10 protein-coding genes and 1 pseudogene are annotated in these 15,006 nt (G+C 73.4%); 2 read left to right on the top strand and 9 right to left on the bottom strand.

Annotated features, from left to right (window positions below; translation table 11 throughout):
• Positions 1 to 105: 105 nt before the first annotated feature.
• A complete protein-coding gene (lipB, locus tag ACTYVM_RS02000; RefSeq protein WP_445524213.1) occupies positions 106 to 903 on the bottom strand; it encodes a lipoyl(octanoyl) transferase LipB in 798 nt (265 codons plus the stop codon).
• A 244-nt stretch (positions 904 to 1,147) separates the two neighbouring features.
• Here lipB and ACTYVM_RS01995 point away from each other — a divergent pair, with 244 nt between their 5' ends.
• Positions 1,148 to 2,647 carry an NsdA family TPR-like regulatory protein gene (locus tag ACTYVM_RS01995; RefSeq protein WP_445524212.1) on the top strand — a complete coding sequence of 500 codons (1,500 nt, stop codon included), beginning with the start codon at positions 1,148 to 1,150 and terminating at the stop codon, positions 2,645 to 2,647.
• Positions 2,648 to 2,668: 21 nt separating this feature from the next.
• Here the strand turns inward: ACTYVM_RS01995 and ACTYVM_RS01990 are convergent, their stop codons facing one another.
• Both ACTYVM_RS01990 and ACTYVM_RS01985 read right to left on the bottom strand, forming a co-directional pair.
• Positions 2,669 to 4,093, bottom strand: coding sequence for an NAD(P)/FAD-dependent oxidoreductase (locus ACTYVM_RS01990; protein ID WP_445524211.1), 1,425 nt, complete (start codon positions 4,091 to 4,093; stop codon positions 2,669 to 2,671).
• Positions 4,094 to 4,307: 214 nt separating this feature from the next.
• Positions 4,308 to 5,204 carry a TIGR01777 family oxidoreductase gene (locus tag ACTYVM_RS01985; RefSeq protein WP_445524210.1) on the bottom strand — a complete coding sequence of 299 codons (897 nt, stop codon included), beginning with the start codon at positions 5,202 to 5,204 and terminating at the stop codon, positions 4,308 to 4,310.
• Positions 5,205 to 5,275: 71 nt separating this feature from the next.
• On the opposite strand from ACTYVM_RS01985, the pseudogene ACTYVM_RS01980 reads away from it, so the two are divergent.
• Positions 5,276 to 5,763, top strand: a pseudogene (locus ACTYVM_RS01980) (GNAT family N-acetyltransferase).
• 58 nt (positions 5,764 to 5,821) lie between these two features.
• Here the strand turns inward: ACTYVM_RS01980 and ACTYVM_RS01975 are convergent.
• The 6 genes from ACTYVM_RS01975 to sucB all read right to left on the bottom strand — a co-directional run bounded on the left by ACTYVM_RS01975 (position 5,822) and on the right by sucB (position 14,956).
• On the bottom strand, positions 5,822 to 7,006 hold the full coding sequence (locus tag ACTYVM_RS01975) for a MarP family serine protease (RefSeq protein ID WP_445524209.1): 1,185 nt from the start codon (positions 7,004 to 7,006) through the stop codon (positions 5,822 to 5,824).
• A gap of 550 nt (positions 7,007 to 7,556) precedes the next feature.
• The gene (locus ACTYVM_RS01970) at positions 7,557 to 8,075 is read right to left on the bottom strand and encodes a DUF4240 domain-containing protein (protein WP_445524256.1); all 519 of its coding nucleotides are present in this window, start codon (positions 8,073 to 8,075) and stop codon (positions 7,557 to 7,559) included.
• Between the two features lie 66 nt (positions 8,076 to 8,141).
• Entirely contained in the window at positions 8,142 to 9,155 is a 1,014-nt protein-coding gene (locus tag ACTYVM_RS01965; protein WP_445524208.1) for a helix-turn-helix transcriptional regulator, read from the bottom strand.
• 118 nt (positions 9,156 to 9,273) lie between these two features.
• On the bottom strand, positions 9,274 to 11,976 hold the full coding sequence (aceE, locus tag ACTYVM_RS01960; RefSeq protein ID WP_445524207.1) for a pyruvate dehydrogenase (acetyl-transferring), homodimeric type: 2,703 nt from the start codon (positions 11,974 to 11,976) through the stop codon (positions 9,274 to 9,276).
• Between the two features lie 259 nt (positions 11,977 to 12,235).
• Entirely contained in the window at positions 12,236 to 12,859 is a 624-nt protein-coding gene (locus ACTYVM_RS01955; protein ID WP_400025743.1) for a GntR family transcriptional regulator, read from the bottom strand.
• A 318-nt stretch (positions 12,860 to 13,177) separates the two neighbouring features.
• Complete coding sequence (gene sucB / locus ACTYVM_RS01950) at positions 13,178 to 14,956, bottom strand: 2-oxoglutarate dehydrogenase, E2 component, dihydrolipoamide succinyltransferase (RefSeq protein WP_445524206.1); 1,779 nt, start codon at positions 14,954 to 14,956, stop codon at positions 13,178 to 13,180.
• Between the last annotated feature and the right edge of the window lie 50 nt (positions 14,957 to 15,006).

The following is a 15,006-nucleotide window of genomic DNA, read 5'->3' as shown; positions in this document are numbered from 1 at the left end:
AGCTTCGATTCTTCGGCGTACACCAGGGTACGCCCGTGCTTGTTGCGCCCCGTCGTGGAGGCCAACCTGCGGGCCTGGGGGATCATTCCCCGTGGCGGGCCCCGATCAGGCGGTGGCCCGGTCGATCTCCCGCGGCTTCAGGTCCGCGTTCTCCAGGACGTCCCGCAGGTGCCGTTCGACGACCGGCAGAACTTCCTCGATCGTGACGTCCCGGCCGAGCTCGGCCGCCAGCGAGGCGACGCCGGCGTCCCGGATGCCGCACGGGATGATCTTGTCGAACCACTTCATGTCGGGCGTCACGTTGAACGAGAAGCCGTGCATGGTGACGCCCTTGGCCACCCGGATGCCGATCTGGGCGATCTTGCGGTCCTCGCGGCGCTGCCCGGCGTTGGACGGGGCGTACTCCGGCCCGTTGAGCCGCGGGTCGAACTCCTCGTCGGCCAGGCGCGGGTCGAAGTCCAGGGACAGCCCGCCCAGGGAGGGCCGCTGCTCGACCGGGTCGCCGAGCACCCACACGCCGCTGCGGCCCTCGACGCGCGTGGTCGGAAGGCCGAACTCCGCGCAGGTGCGGATCAGCGCCTCCTCCAGGCGGCGCACGTGGGCCACCACGTCCACCGGGCGGGGCAGCTTCTGGATCGGGTAGCCGACCAGCTGGCCGGGCCCGTGCCAGGTGATCTTGCCGCCGCGGTCCACGTCGATGACGGGCGTGCCGTCGAGCGGGCGCTCGCTGTCCTCGGTGCGCCGGCCTGCCGTGTAGACGGGCGGGTGTTCCAGGAGCAGCACCGTGTCGGGAACCTCGTCCGCGAACCGGGCGGCGTGCACCCGGCGCTGTTCGTCCCAGGCCTGGACGTAGTCCACGGCCTCGGTGCCGAATCCCATGCGGACGAACCGCAGCTCACTCACGGCAAACGCCTCCCTGCAAGGTGGTAAGGCACGAAACGTGCCCACGTCACTGTACGTCCGGCCGGTGCGCGTCAGCCGCGCGGGCAATCCTCACACGATCGGATGAATGGTGGTGGAAATCTGCGGCCGGTTGCTCACTCTCCGCTACATTCGCGCCGTTCATGGGGCCATAAGGGCTGCTCACAGGCAATCCGGGCACCACGCGGCCGCGTGGATGCCCGAAAGGCAGGAGACCGCACCGCAGATGACGGAACGACCCGCGCAGCGCACTCCCAACCGCCAGCTCGCCGCGCTCATCGCCGAAGCGGGGTTCTCCAACGCAGGTCTGGCCCGCCGCGTGGACCAGCTCGGTCTCGAACACGGGCTGGACCTGAGATACGACAAGACGTCGGTGACCCGCTGGCTGCGCGGTCAGCAGCCGCGCGGGACCACGCCCGCCCTCATCGCGGAGGTCTTCACCCGGCGCCTGGGGCGCCGCCTGACCGCCCAGGACCTCGGCCTGGACGCCTGCGCCCCGGTGTACGCGGGTCTGGAGTTCGCCGCCACCCCCGAGGAGGCCGTCGACATCGTCGGCGGGCTGTGGCGCAAGGACTGCGGCAGCCACGCCGAACTGCGCAGGATCGCCTTCACCCCGGCCGGGCTCGTCGTGCCCAGCCGGGACTGGCTGATCGGCCGGGCCGACGACCGGGTCGCCCGCGCGGAGGCACCGGCCGCCCGGGTTCCCGCCCAGGGGGGCCCGGACCGGTCCGCCCTCGCCGTGCCCGACACCCCTGACTCCGCGGTGTCCGGCGTGCCCCGGCAGCGCGGCCGGGCCGAACGGGGCCCTGCTGGACGGGAGTCGGGCCAGAAGGTCACCGCGGGCGACATCGCCGCCCTGCGCTCGGTCGGCGAGCTGTTCCGCACCCTCGACGACCTGTACGGCGGCGGTCACGCCCGCCAGGCCCTGGTGCGCTACCTGGAACACGAGTGCGAACCGATGCTGCGCGGCACCTACGGCGAGCAGACCGGCCGCCGGCTCTTCGCGGCCGCCGCCGACCTGACCCGGCTCGCCGGCTGGACGTCGTACGACATCGCCGCGCACGGGCTCGCCCAGCGCTACTTCGTGCAGGCGCTGCGACTCGCCCAGGCCGCAGGCGACCGGGCCTACGGCGCCTATGTGCTGGTCACCATGAGCCGGCAGGCCGTCTACCTCGGCCACGGGCGGGAGGCCGTGCAGCTCGCCCGGGTGGCCCAGCAGGGGCTCGGCGGGTCCGCCCCGCCCGCCGTGCAGGCGCTGCTGCACGCCGCCGAGGCGCGCGGGCACGGCGTGCTGGGCGAGGTGCGCGCCTGCACCGCGTCCCTGCTGCGCGCCGAACGCGCCCTGGAGGCGGCGCGGGCCGGGGACGAGGTGCCCTCCTGGGCGCGCTTCGACGAGGCCCTGCTGGCCGACGACTCCGGGCACTGCCACCGGGACCTCCAGCAGTACCGCGCCGCCGCCCAGCACGCCGAACGCGCCCTCCGGCTGCGCGCCCCGGCCCACGCCCGCAGCCGGCTGTTCTGCCGGATGGTCCTGGCCACCGCCCGCCTGGGCCTCGGTGACCTGGACCAGGCCTGCCGCCTGGCCGCCGAGGCGGCGGCCCAGGCCGCGGAGATGCGCTCCGTGCGGGCGGTGGAGTACGTCAGGGACTTCGAACGCCGGCTGGAGCCGTACAAGGACGCGACACCCGTACGCGGCTACCGGGACAGGGTGGCGGCGCTGGGCTGAGCACCGGCACGGGTCTCCCGGTCAGGCGGCGGCGCTCGGTGCCGTCGCCGCCGGGTCCGCCCGGTGCATCGGCCGTCCGGCCCCCAGGTCCCCCAGGATCGCCGCGGAGGCCCGGTGGGCCGAGTGCAGCGCTCCCTGGACGGTGCTGGTGTCCCGGTGGTCGCCGCACACGTACAGGCCGGCCAGCAGCCGCACCGGGCGCCGCGGGTCGTGCGGCGGCCGCATCGCGGGGACGGCCTCGGCGGTGCGGTGCACCGCAAGGGTCTCCCAGCGGGCGGTGGAGGTGGCGTAGAGGCGGGACAGGTGGTCGCGTACGGCCGTGTCGACGTCGGCCGGGGGCACCCCCAGGACCGTGGACGACACCAGGGCGCGGCCGGCGGGCGCGCGGGAGGGGTCGACCTGGCTGACCACCGCCGTGTGCGCCACCGGACCTCCGCGGTCCGCGTCGAGCAGCAGGTACCCGCCCGTCCGAGGGGGCTCGTCGGTCGTGTGGTGGACCACCGTCACCGGGTGGAAGTCCGGTACGCGCAGGCCGGGCAGCAGCTCGGCGGCGGCGCGCGCGTCGGTGGCGACCAGCACGGCGCGGCAGCGGATCTCGCCGTGCTCGGCGGTGGTCACCGAGGTGGTGGAGACCGAGGTGGCCCGCACGCCGGTGTGCACGGTGCCGTGCGGCAGGGTGCGCGCGAGCAGCTCCGGAAGGACCTCCGCGCCGCCCTCCGGCAGGCACAGCCGGCCGCTCGCGAAGGAGCGCAGGGCGAGGTCCGCGACGCGGCTGGACGTGGTGAGGTCGGGGTCGTACAGCAGGGCGGCCAGCAGCGGACGCAGGAAGCCCTCGACGGTGCGGGCGGGCAGGCCGCGGGCGGCCAGTGCCTGGCGGGCGGTCAGTTCCGGGCGCGCCAGCAGGCGTTCGACCGGTGTGGCGGCGATCCGGCCGAGCGCGGAACGCAGCCGCAGCGGCGTGCCGATCCCGCGGCGACCGGGAGGCGGACCGTCGGGGAAGGGCGCGGCGGTCGGTCGGGGGACGGACAAGCGGGGAAGGGACGCGCGGGCGAGGGACGACGGCCGGGGGACCGGCGGGCGGGGGGCGCTCGCCAGGGCGCGTACTACGTGAAGTGCGCTCCTCGCGCTCCCTCCGTGTGCCGGAGCACCCGCGCGGAGATGCCGTCCGTCGCTGTGCAGCAGGACCCCCGGCGCGAAGGGCCGCAGCACCAAAGCGTCGAGCCCGGGGCTCAGGGCCAGTTGGGGATACGACGTGTTCAGCAGCTGTCCGATCCGGTCGAGCCGGAACCCGTCGACCTTCTCCGTCGACATGCGGCCACCCACGTAAGGGGCGGCCTCCAGGACCGCGGTCGTCACTCCTGCGCTGATGAGTCGATGCGCTGCCGCGAGCCCGGCGACCCCGGCTCCCACGACGACGACGTCCGCCTGATACGCGGGCTCAAGCACGTGCCCCTCCTCGAGGTTGCGCGGCCGGTGAAGCGGTGATGCCCGCGACCGGCGTCAGGAATACCCGAGTTCGCGTCGAGACTAGGACCGAGCCCGGTCGGGGACAGTCGCGCATGGGCAGAGCACGGTCGCACGGCGGTCGCACGGCGGTCACGCACGGTCGCGAGCCGTCGTGGGTGCGATCGCGCGGTGGCACGGCGAGCGGTCGCAGCCGTCACAGCGCCGCGCGCACGGCGTCCTCGATCCCCGGAAACGCGAACGAGAACCCCGACTCCAGCAGCCGCTTCGGCACCACGCGCGCACTGCCCAGCACGTCGCCCGCCATCTCCCCGAGCACCGCGCGCAGGACCGGCGCCGGCACGGCGAACGGTGTGGGCCGGCTCAGCACCCGGCCCATGGCCGCGGTGATCTCACGGTTCGTCAGCGGCTGCGGCGCGGTGAGGTTGACCGGCCCGGACAGGCTTTTGGTGTCCAGCAGATGGCGCAGCGCGGCCACCTCGTCGTGCAGCGCGATGAACGACCAGAACTGCCGGCCGTCTCCCAGCCGCCCGCCCAACCCGGCCTTGAACAGCGGGAACAGCCGCCCCCACGCCCCGCCCTCACGGGCCACCACCAGCCCGGTGCGGGCGAACACCGTCCGCACGCCCGCCTCGCGCGCGGGAGCCGCGGCCCGCTCCCACTCCACGCACAGCGCCGGCAGGAAACCGTCCCCGGGCGGCGCGTCCTCGTCGACGGCGCGCTCGCCGGTGTCGCCGTAGTAGCCGATCGCGCTGCCGCAGACGAACACCCGCGGGGGCGCGTCCAGGGAGGCGACGGCCTCGGCGAGCGCCGCCGTGCCGAGCACCCGGCTGTCCCGGATCGTCTTCTTGTACGCTGCCGTCCACCGGTGGTCACCCACGCCCGCGCCCGCCAGGTTGACCACCGCGTCGCATCCGGCGAGCCCCGCCGTGTCCACGTACCGGCCGACGGGATCCCAGCAGACCTCGTCCTCGCCGTGGGCCGAACGGCGCACCAGGCGCACCACCTCGTGCCCGTCCGCGACCAGCGACCGCACCAGGGCGCCGCCGATCAGACCGGAGGCGCCGGCCACCACGATGCGTGAACGTTCCATGCGTCCATCCTGCCTGCCGCGGCGCGGAAATCCCGTGGAACTCCCTTCCACCGCGCCGTAGGGTGACCGCCATGCCGATTCCCCAGGTGCGCCTCGCCGTGCCCGACGACGAGGACGCCCTCGGCCGGCTCGACCGCGAGACCTGGGCCCGACGCATTCCGTCACCCCGCCGCCGCGGCAGCCCTACGAACCCTTCTTCACGCCCCGGTCGGGACCGCGCGACCACCTGGTCGCCGAACTCGACGGCCGGCTGGTCGGCTACATCCGCCTCGGCTTCCCCACCGGACTGGCGTCGAACGCGCACGTCCGGCAGATCCGCGGACTCGCCGTGGCCGACGAGGCCCGCGGCGAGGGGGTGGGGCGCGCGCTGCTGCGCTCCGCCGTCGAGGAGGCCCGCCGCCAGGGAGCCCGCCGCATCACCCTGCGGGTGCTGGGCCACAACGCCCCCGCCCGCAAGCTGTACGAGTCCGAGGGCTTCGTGGTGGAGGGTGTTCTGCCGGAGGAGTTCCACCTGGACGGCGTCTACGTCGACGACGTCTTCATGGGCCGCCCCCTGTGAACCGCGGGGTCCGACCCGGACGAGAGACCCGAGGAGAGACCCGACGTGAGGCCCTGAGTCACGAGGTCACCAGCCGGCCCGTGTCCACCGGGACGGTCGCGTGCGTCGCGCGCTGCGCGTCCTGGGCGACCTCGGTCGCCGTCAGGACGTATCCCGTCTCGTTGTCGGAGGTGGAGCGGGCGAAGACCACGCCGAAGACCCGGCCGTCCGTGGTGAGCAGCGGGCCGCCGGAGTTGCCGGGGCGGACCGTGGAGCGGATCGAGTAGATCTCCCGGGTCACCGTGCCGTCGTTGTAGATGTTCTGGCCCGTCGCCAGGATGCGGTTCGCGACCGTCGCCGCCTGGAGGTTCAGGGCGCCGTCCTGCGGATAGCCCGCGACCACCGCCGAGTCGCCGCGCGCGGCCGTGTCGTCGAACCGCAGCACGGGGGCCTCAAGGCCGGGCACGTAGAGCACGGCCACGTCCCGGTGCGGGTCGAACAGCACCACCCGTGCCCCGTACGACCGCCCGACGCCGCCGATGCGTACGGCCGGGTCGTCGATGCCCGCCACCACGTGCGCGTTGGTCATCACCCGCTGCGGCGCGTACACGAACCCGCTGCCTTCGCGGCCCTGGTTGCCCGAGGCGCCCTCGATCTTGACCGTGCTGAACCGGGCGGCGTTGGTCGCGCGCTCCGTCACGCTGTCGCCGGAGGGCCGGGCGACGCTCGTCGCCGGCTCGTTCTCGAAGGGGTTGAAGACCTGCGGGAAGCCCGCCTCGGTCAGCGCCGAGGTGGCCCGCGAGAACCAGGCCGGGGTGGTGTCCGGCATCGCGTTCTGCACGGCGCCCAGGAGCCTGGAGTCGCGTATCGCCGTCGTCACCACCGGGGAGGAGGAGGCGGCCAGGACGCTCGCCGCCACCCAGGCCACGATCAGCACCGCCACCGTGTTGGCGGCGGCCCCGCCGACGCCGTCGACCACCCGCAACGGCCCGCGGTCCAGCTCGCGCCGCAGCCGCAGCGCCAGACGGCCCGCCAGTTCGTGGCCCACCACGGCGGGGACCAGCACCGTGAGCACGGCGGTGACCGTCGCCGCGGTCGTTCCGCGCGTGACGAAGTCCATCATCCACGGCAGGATCCACACGCCGACGACGGCGCCGCCGACGAAACCGGCCAGCGAGACACAGCCGGCCACCAGTCCCCGTCGGTAGCCGGAAGCGGCGTAGACAAGGATCACCAGCACCAACAGCAGGTCGAGTAGGTCCACTCACGCCGCCTTTCTCCTCGGATCCCCCAGTACGCGCGGGACGGACCCAGTGATCAGCCACGCGCACGTGGATCCGGGGACCGGCCACGTGTACGTGTACCCACAGAAACGCCCTGGACCGGGACGATGGTTCCACCGGGTGGCAGAGTGCGCATCGCGGACGGAGCGGTACCGCCCGAGAGTGGGCTCATGCGTGTGGTGCGAAGAGCCGGGCGGGCGCGCTGCCGGCGCCGTCAGCGAGCGCGCCGTGCCGTCGTGGCGCTCCTGTGCGGTCCGCCGGGCGCCGCCGCCGTCGGCGCGCTGCTGCTGTGCGCGTCCGACTCCGGACGGACGGCGTCCGCGTCCCCGTCCGCCCCCGTGTCCCGTCCGGCCGCCCCGGCGCACGGCGTACCCCGGCCGCGGATCGTGCCCCGCTCGGCCTGGCTGGACACCACCGTGTGGCACGTCCAGCCGCCCCCGCGCTACGACGACCAGGTCGTCGCCGCCTTCGTGCACCACACTGGGCGGCACCGCGGTGGGGCCGGTGGGGCGGTGGGTGTGCGCGGCGGTGCTATTCACGGAACCGGTCCCACAGCTTCGGATAGCGCCGGGCTAGTTCCCCGTCGTCCTCGAAGTCGACGGGGGTGCCCTCCGGTTCCGACGGGGCGGCCGGGACGCCCAGGTCGGGGGCGACCGTGCCGGTGAGCTGCTCGTAGGCCTCGTCGGCCGCGTAGCCGAGGTCCTCGCCGTCGCCGTCGACCTCCTCGTCGAAGTCGTCCAGCAGCTCGGCGAGCGAGTCCGGCTCGTGCAGGGCGCCCTCGAAGACCACACGGCCCTGGCCGATCAGCCAGCACCGGAAGAAGTCGAAGGCGTCGTCGCTGGCCCCGTCCAGGAGCACCCAGGCGGCGCCCCACAGGTCCCAGCGGTAGGCCCGGTTGTACCGGGACTCGAAGTGACGGGCGAAGTCCAGGACCACCTCGGGCTCGCGGGCCAGCAGCCGCTCGACGAGCAGGTCGGCCTGCTCCTCCGGATCCCCTTCGGCGGCCTCGCGGCTGCCGTCGATCAGCTCCCAGAACTCCGTCTCGTCCATCACGGCTCAAGCATCGGCCCTCGCGCCGGGGGGCGCACGCGGAGTACACCGAAGAACACCGGACCGTCAGGGCCGGTACAGCGCGGCCAGTCGTTCGGCGTCGCGGGCGAAACGCTCCCGCAGCGCCTCGGGGGCCAGCACCTCGACCTCCGGCCCGAGCGCCGTGAGCTGGGTGTGGGCGACCTCCTCGGACTCCACCGGCAGGGTCACCGTCACCCACCCGCGTCCGTCGCCGTCCGCCGCGGCCCCGACGGCCTCCAGTGCCGCCCGGGCCGGCACCGGCCCCACGGCGTGCGGCAGCCGCCGTACGCCCTCCTCGGACAGCCGCACGACCACCTCGGCCCGCAGAACGGACCGCGCGAACTGCGCGGCCCGCTCCTCCCAGAAGGCGGGCAGGTCGAACCCGCCGTCCCGTTCGAAGCGTCCCCCGGCACCGGCGTCGACGGCCGCGAAACGGTCCACCCGGTAGACCCGGTGGACCGGCTTGACCGGGTGGACCGGGGAGGAGTCGGCCCCCACGACCCGGGCGCACACGTACCACACGCCCGCCTTGAGCACGAGCCCGTACGGCTCCAGCTCCCGCACGACCTCCTCCTCGCCGCGCCGGTAGCGCGCGGTGATCCGGCGGTCGTCCCACACCGCCTGAGCGACCGTGGGCAGCAGCTCGGGCGTCTTCGGCTCGCGGAACCAGTCGGGGGCGTCCAGATGGAAGCGCTGCGCCGCCGTACGGGAGGCGTCGCGCAGGGAGGGGAGCAGGGCCGCGGACACCTTCAGCCGGGCGGCCGACGCGGCGTCCTGAAGCCCCATGTCCCGCAGCGCCCCCGGCACACCGCTGAGGAACAGCGCCTCCGCCTCACCGCGGTCGAGGCCGGTCAGCCTGGTGCGGTAGCCGCCGACCAGCCGGTAGCCCCCGGCCCGCCCCCGGTCGGCGTACACCGGCACGCCCGCCTCCGACAGGGCCTGCGCGTCCCGCGTGACGGTGCGCTCCGACACCTCCAGTTCCCGGGCGAGCTCGGCGGCGGTCATGGCGGGCCGCGACTGGAGCAGCAGCACCATTCTGATCAGGCGGGCGGCACGCATACGGCCATCATGCCGGGACCGGCGACGACGAACACCGCGACGTCATCGGGACGACGAACACCGGGACGACGAAGGGGTACGGCCGCGGCCGTACCCCTTCGTCGTCATGCGGTGTGCCTCACAGGCCGTACTTCTCCCGGGCCTCCTTGACCGCCGAGGCCTTCACCTCGCCGCGCCGGGCGAGCTGGGCCAGGGCGGCGGCGACGATCGACTGGGCGTCGACGCCGAAGTGGCGGCGGGCGGCGTCACGGGTGTCCGACAGACCGAAGCCGTCGGTGCCGAGCGAGGTGTAGTCCTGCTCGATCCACTGCGCGATCTGGTCCGGGGTCTGGCGCATGTAGTCGGAGACCGCGAGGACCGGGCCCTCGGCGCCCTGGAGCGCCCGGCGGACGTACGGCACCCGCTCCTCGCCGCGCAGCAGCGCCGCGTCGGCCTCCATGGCGTCCCGGCGCAGCTCGCCCCAGGAGGTCGCGGACCACACGTCGGCGGCCACGCCCCACTCCTCGGCCAGCATCCGCTGGGCGCCAAGCGCCCAGTGGATCGCCGTGCCGGAGCCGAGCAGCTGGATCCGCGGCGCGTTCGCCGGGACCGTCAGGCCCGCCGACTCCGCCGTGTTGAAGCGGTACAGGCCCTTGACGATGCCCTCGTCGATGCCGGGGACGGCCGGCTTGGCCGGCTGCGGCAGCGGCTCGTTGTAGACCGTCAGGTAGTAGAAGACGTCCTGGTCCTCGCCGGGCGCGGCCTGGCCGTACATACGGCGCAGACCGTCCTTGACGATGGCCGCGACCTCGTAGGCGAACGCCGGGTCGTAGGTCAGCGCGGCCGGGTTGGTCGCCGCGATGACCGGCGAGTGGCCGTCGGCGTGCTGGAGGCCCTCACCCGTCAGCGTGGTGCGGCCCGCGGTGGCGCCGACCAGGAAGCCGCGGCCGAGCTGGTCGCCGAGCTGCCACATCTGGTCGGCCGTGCGCTGCCAGCCGAACATCGAGTAGAAGATGTAGAACGGGATCATCGGCTCGCCGTGCGTCGAGTACGACGACGAGGCGGCGATGAAGTCGGCCATCGAACCGGCCTCGGTGATCCCCTCGTTGAGGATCTGGCCGTTCTTGGCCTCCTTGTAGTACATCAGCTGGTCGCGGTCGACCGGCTCGTACGTCTGGCCCTTGGGCGAGTAGATGCCGAGCGACGGGAACAGCGACTCCATGCCGAAGGTGCGCGCCTCGTCGGGGACGATCGGCACCCAGCGCTTGCCGGTCTCCTTGTCGCGGACCAGGTCCTTGACCAGGCGGACGAACGCCATGGTGGTGGCCACGCTCTGCGAGCCGGAGCCCTTGTCGAAGGCGGCGAACGCCTTGTCGGCCGGGGCGGGCAGCGGGGCGACCGGGTGGACGCGGCGGGCCGGAGCCGGGCCGCCGAGGGCCGCGCGGCGCTCCTGGAGGTAGCGCACCTCGGGGGAGTCGGCGCCGGGGTGGCCGTAGGGGACCTGGCCGTCGGCGAAGGCGCTGTCCGGGATGGGCAGGTCCAGCAGGTCACGCATCTGCTTGAACTCGTCCGCCGACAGCTTCTTCATCTGGTGGTTGGCGTTCTTCGACGCGAAGCCCGAACCGAGGGTGTGGCCCTTGACCGTCTGGGCCAGGATCACCGTCGGGGCGCCCTTGTGCGCGAGGGCGGCCTTGTAGGCGGCGAAGACCTTGCGCGCCTCGTGCCCGCCGCGCGAGAAGTGGAAGCACTCGATGATCTTGTCGTCGCTCAGCAGCTTCGCCATCTCGGCCAGCGCCGGGTCGGCCCCGAAGAAGTCCTGGCGGATGTAGGCGGCGTCGCGGGTCTGGTACGTCTGGACCTGCGCGTCCGGTACCTGGCGCAGCCGGCGTACCAGCGCGCCCGTGGTGTCGAGCTGGAACAGCTCGTCCCAGGCCGAGCCCCACAGCGTCTTGACCACGTTCCAGCCGGCGCCCCGGAACAGGGCCTCCAGCTCCTGCACGATCTTGAAGTTGGCGCGGACCGGGCCGTCCAGGCGCTGGAGGTTGCAGTTGATGACGAACGTGAGGTTGTCCAGGCCCTCGCGGGAGGCGAGCGTCAGCGCGGTGGTGGACTCCGGCTCGTCCATCTCGCCGTCGCCGAGGAACGCCCAGACGTGCGAGTCGGAGACGTCCTTGATGCCGCGGCTGGTCAGGTAGCGGTTGAACCGGGCCTGGTAGATGGCGGAGATCGGGCCGAGGCCCATCGACACCGTCGGGAACTCCCACAGCCAGGGCAGCCGGCGCGGGTGCGGGTAGGACGGCAGGCCGTTGCCGCCGGCCTCCTGGCGGAAGTTGTCCAGGTGCTGCTCGGTCAGCCGGCCGTCGAGGAAGGCGCGGGCGTAGATGCCCGGGGAGGCGTGGCCCTGGATGTACAGCTGGTCGCCGGAGCCGTCGCCCTCCTTGCCCTTGAAGAAGTGGTTGAAGCCGGTCTCGTACAGCCAGGCCGCGGAGGCGAAGGTGGCGATGTGGCCGCCGACGCCGTACTTGCTGCCGCGGGTCACCATCGCCGCCGCGTTCCACCGGTTCCACGCGGTGATGCGGGCCTCCATGGCCTCGTCACCGGGGGCGGCCGGCTCCGCCGAGGTCGGGATGGAGTTGATGTAGTCCGTCTCGAGGAGCTTGGGGAGGTGGACGCCGGCGCCCTCGGCGCGCTCCAGCGTACGGCGCATCAGATACGCGGTACGGTGCGGCCCGGCCGCCTGGGCGACGGCGTCCAGGGAGGCCTGCCATTCGGCGGTCTCCTCAGGGTCGCGGTCCGGGAGCTGGTCGAGCTCGCTCGGCTGGATGGCGTTGGGGTCGGTCATGTCGCCGCCTTCCTCAGTCGAAGGGGGTTCCCTCATCGGTAAGGGTTCAGGGGTGCCCTTGGTCTTTGGCAGGACAGGGCGTGAGGCTCTGGTGGAAGCCCAGCGGTGACTCTAACTCCCTGATCGATGATCGATCAAAGGGTTCAAGCGTAAAACCCTTCGATTTCGAGAAAGTCGGCACCCGGTGCCTTGGAAACAGGCACGCCGTGCCGCTTTTTTGCGGGGTTTCCGCAGGTGAGCGTACCGTTGATCGGCCGGCTCAGGCTCGCGGCGCGCAGCCGAGCACGTGCGCCTTGACCAGTTCGGCAATCCGCGGATCCCGCCGCTTGAACGCCTGCACCAACTCCTCGTGCTCCTCCGCGTACGACTGCTGGACCGTCCCCAGCCAGCGGATCGACAGCGCGGTGAACACCTCGATGCCCAGGCCCTCCCAGGTGTGCAGTAGCACCGAGTTTCCGGCCGCGCGGACCAGCTCGCGGTGGAAGGCCACCGTGTGCCGGACCTGGCCGGTGCCGTCGGAGTCGCGGTCGGCCTCGTACAGCGCCGCCACATGCGGCTCCAGGGCCGAGCAGTCGTCCGCCAGCCGCTCGGCCGCCAGCTCCGCCGCGATGGCCTCGAGGCCGGCCCGGACCGGGTAGCTCTCCTCCAGGTCGGCGGCGGTCAGGTTGCGCACCCGCACGCCCTTGTTCGGCGCCGACTCGATCAGGCGCAGCGACTCCAGCTCGCGCAGCGCCTCCCGCACCGGCGTCTGGCTGACCTCCAGCTCGGTGGCGATCCGCCGCTCCACGATCCGTTCGCCCGGCTTCCAGCGCCCGCTGACGATCCCCTCCACGATGTGCTCGCGGATCTGTTCGCGCAGCGAGTGGACGACGGGCGCGGTCATGGAGGGCTCCTTCACGGGGGGACCCTCGGGCCCCCGGGGGGCGTTCGACGTTTAGACAATACGGCTGTCGGCGCTCGGCGGAAGGGCGCATACGGGCGCTTTCGTGCAGGTGAGACGAGACTTACACGCCGTCATGGCCAAGAAACGGCAAACGCGGCGCCCCCGCCCGGAAGGTTCCGGACGGGGGCGCCGTACTGCTGGGTCCCGGTTGCGGGGGGGGGGGGGGGGGGGGGGTTCAAAGCACAACTCCCCCCCCCTGGGGAGGTTCGGGGGGGGGGCGCCGTCTTGTGGGGCTGGGGGGGGGGGGGGGGGGGGGGATCAGAGGCCGAGCTCGACCTCGAACTCGCCCGCCTCCAGGATCGCCTTGACCGCCGTCAGGTAGCGGGCCGCGTCGGCGCCGTCCACCAGGCGGTGGTCGTAGGAGAGGGTCAGGTAGGTCATGTCGCGGACGCCGATGACCGTGCCCTCCTCGGTCTCGATGACGGCCGGGCGCTTGACGGTGGCGCCGATGCCGAGGATCGCGACCTGGCCCGGCGGCACGATGATCGTGTCGAACAGCGCGCCGCGCGAACCGGTGTTGCTGATGGTGAAGGTCGCGCCGGACAGCTCGTCCGGGGTGATCTTGCTGGCCCGGACCTTGCCCGCCAGGTCGGCGGTGGCCTTGGCGATACCGGCGATGTTGAGATCACCGGCGTGCTTGATGACCGGGGTCATCAGGCCCTTCTCGGAGTCCACCGCGATACCGACGTTCTCGGTGTCGAAGTAGGAGATGGTCCCCTCGGCCTCGTTGATCTTGGCGTTGATGACCGGGTGGGCCTTCAGCGCCTGGGCGGCGGCCTTGACGAAGAACGGCATCGGGGAGAGCTTGACGCCCTCGCGCGCCGCGAACGAGTCCTTGGCCTGGGCGCGCAGGCGCATCAGGCGGGTCACGTCGACCTCGACCACCGAGGACAGCTGGGCCTGCTCGTGCAGCGCCTTGACCATGTTGTCGCCGATGACCTTGCGGATCCGCGGCATCTTCACGGTCTGGCCGCGCAGCGGGGAGACCTCCAGGACGGGGGCCTTCTTCGCCGGGGCGGCCGGAGCGGCGGCGGCCGGAGCGGCAGCCGCGGCGGCCTTCGCGGCCTCGGCCGCGGCGAGCACGTCCTGCTTGCGGATACGGCCGCCGACGCCGGTGCCCTTGACGGTGGACAGGTCGACGCCGTTCTCGGCGGCGAGCTTGCGCACCAGCGGGGTCACGTACGCGCCCTCGTCGGTCGGCTGGGCGGCGGCCGGAACGGCAGCCGGGGCCGGGGTGACCGGGGCGGGCGCGACCGGCGCGGGAGCCGGGGCAGCCGGCTGGACCGGAGCCGGAGCCGGAGCCGGAGCCGGAGCCGGAGCGGGAGCCGGAGCCGCGGGGGCTGCCGGAGCCGCGGGGGCCGGAGCCGGAGCGGCGGCCGGAGCCGGAGCCGCCGGGGCCGCGACCTGAGCCGGGGCGGCACCGGGAGCGCCGATGACGGCGAGCTTGGCGCCGACCTCGGCGGTCTCGTCCTCACCGACGACGATCTCGAGCAGCACGCCGGAGGCGGGCGCCGGGATCTCGGTGTCGACCTTGTCCGTGGAGACCTCGAGCAGCGGCTCGTCCGCCTCGACGGAGTCGCCGACCGACTTCAGCCAGCGGGTGACGGTGCCCTCGGTGACGGACTCACCGAGTGCGGGCAGGACCACGTCCGTGCCCGCGGCGCCACCGGCAGGGGCGGCGGGGGCGGCGGCGGGGGCCGGGGCGGCCGGGGCCTCGGCGACCGGGGCCGGGGCGGGCTCGGCGGCGGGGGCCGGAGCCTCGGCGGCGGCCGGGGCCGGGGCCGCGACGGGGGCGCCGGAGCCGTCGTCGATGACGGCCAGCTCGGCGCCGACCTCGACGGTCTCGTCCTCGGCGACCTTGATGGAGGCCAGCACGCCGGCGACGGGGGAGGGGATCTCGGTGTCGACCTTGTCGGTCGAGACCTCGAGCAGCGGCTCGTCGGCCTCGACACGCTCGCCCTCGGCCTTCAGCCAGCGGGTGACAGTGCCCTCGGTGACGCTCTCGCCGAGCGCCGGAAGGGTTACGGAAACCGCCATGGTTTCGGTTGCTCCTAACGAATTACGGAAGTCTGTGTCGTCGCGCCGAT

The sequence above is a fragment of the Streptomyces cyslabdanicus genome (assembly GCF_052663305.1).
This window is presented reverse-complemented; position numbering and strand designations above follow the sequence as displayed.

Bases quoted from the DNA above. Each gene is read 5' to 3' on its own strand.
- ACTYVM_RS01970 (WP_445524256.1), bottom strand. From the start codon at position 8,075: ATGGACGAGACGGAGTTCTGGGAGCTGATCGACGGCAGCCGCGAGGCC.
- ACTYVM_RS01965 (WP_445524208.1), bottom strand. From the start codon at position 9,155: ATGCGTGCCGCCCGCCTGATCAGAATGGTGCTGCTGCTCCAGTCGCGG.
- ACTYVM_RS01955 (WP_400025743.1), bottom strand. From the start codon at position 12,859: ATGACCGCGCCCGTCGTCCACTCGCTGCGCGAACAGATCCGCGAGCAC.
- sucB (WP_445524206.1), bottom strand. From the start codon at position 14,956: ATGGCGGTTTCCGTAACCCTTCCGGCGCTCGGCGAGAGCGTCACCGAG.
- aceE (WP_445524207.1), bottom strand. From the start codon at position 11,976: ATGACCGACCCCAACGCCATCCAGCCGAGCGAGCTCGACCAGCTCCCG.
- ACTYVM_RS01995 (WP_445524212.1), top strand. From the start codon at position 1,148: ATGACGGAACGACCCGCGCAGCGCACTCCCAACCGCCAGCTCGCCGCG.
- ACTYVM_RS01985 (WP_445524210.1), bottom strand. From the start codon at position 5,204: ATGGAACGTTCACGCATCGTGGTGGCCGGCGCCTCCGGTCTGATCGGC.